This window comes from Martelella sp. (assembly GCF_984369615.1).
On sequence record NZ_CFHTCS010000548.1, the window covers coordinates 1 to 1,227 of the forward strand.

At 68.3% G+C, this 1,227-nt stretch carries 2 protein-coding genes; both read left to right on the plus strand.

Annotation, left to right across the window (positions count from 1 at the left end):
* Positions 1-241, plus strand: a 241-nt coding sequence (locus tag AC5DC2_RS23535) for a type II toxin-antitoxin system RelE/ParE family toxin (RefSeq protein WP_491700241.1), incomplete at its 5' end; no start/stop codon positions are given.
* 654 nt (positions 242-895) lie between these two features.
* Positions 896-1,210 carry a DUF736 domain-containing protein gene (locus AC5DC2_RS23540; protein WP_167095322.1) on the plus strand — a complete coding sequence of 105 codons (315 nt, stop codon included), beginning with the start codon at positions 896-898 and terminating at the stop codon, positions 1,208-1,210.
* The last annotated feature ends 17 nt before the right edge of the window (positions 1,211-1,227 follow it).

Here is a 1,227-nt window from a genome sequence, read left to right on the forward strand (position 1 = left end):
CCATATCGAAGCCGACAATCCACGCGCGGCGATCGCCGTCGACGAGCGGATCGCGGCGTCCGCGCGCCGTCTGGTCGACTTCCCGGAGAGCGGCCGTCCCGGCCGCGTCGCCGGCACGCGCGAACTCGTCATCACCGGCACGCCCTATGTCGCGGCCTACGCCGTGACCACCGAGTCGATCCGGATTCTCCGCGTTCTGCACGGTGCCCAAAGGTGGCCGGACGAGCTTCCGCAAGGCTGAGGCGGCGCCGTCCGCCCCATTGATCCGACCTTTGCACATCCGCCTCAGGTCGTTTGCCGAACGCCCCGCCGCGCGGCGGGCATTCCTGGAGCGTCATCGCGCCGGAGGGGCGGCGCCGAGACCGGACCAGCACCTCGCTTCCCGCCCATTGGCGTTGAGGGGACCGGGAGGGTCGCCGGCGATGAGCCGAGAAGCCCGTCGCTCGGCTGCGGCCTTTCCCCCGGTTGAACATCGACCGCGCTCGAGCGCGCGGCGTCAGCGGCCCTGACGGTGCGGAGAAGCCGGTGCGGCCTTGCTGATGTTGGCCGGGTCTTCCGGGATGGCGGCCGCGCCGTCGCCATGCGGTGTGGTTTGCCGGTAGCGCACTGTGTCCCCATCGTTCGGTCTGTTCGCGTCCACTGCGTCCTCGATCTGGCATGTCTGACCGAAGGCCGTCGGCGCTGCGCGCCGCCTCGATCTCTCATGACCGCAACGGCCTTTCTCAGCTTTCTTCCCCTGGGCGCTGCGCGCCCATTCCTCGCGAGCCAAGAAAGCCTCGCCCTGGCCGCCCTCCACTGTGTTGCGGCCCTTCGGGTGCGGCCCGATCGCCTCCGGTCATCGACAGCCATCGAGGTCGCGATGGCCGCGGCCCAATAAACGAAAGAGGACACGAACATGGCTACCATCGGCAACTTCACCGTCAACGGCAACGGCTTCTCGGGGACGATCCGCACCCTGACCCTGAACGTCAAAGCTCGGCTGGTCCGCATCGAGAACCCCTCCGACAAAGGCCCCCACTTCCGCATCTTCGCCGCAGCGAATGTCGAGCTCGGCGCCGCCTGGCAGAAGCACTCCGAGCAGACGGACCGCGACTACCTCTCGGTCAAGCTCGACGATCCGAGCTTCCCTGCCCCGATCTACGCAACCCTGGTCGAAGTCGAAGGCGAGGAAGGCCTTCAGCTCATCTGGTCCCGGCCGAACCGGGACTGACCCGGGCGACAAGAGGG

What these genes read in the sequence shown, in the direction of transcription:
- AC5DC2_RS23540 (WP_167095322.1), top strand. Translation starts at nt 896, where the DNA reads ATGGCTACCATCGGCAACTTCACCGTCAACGGCAACGGCTTCTCGGGG.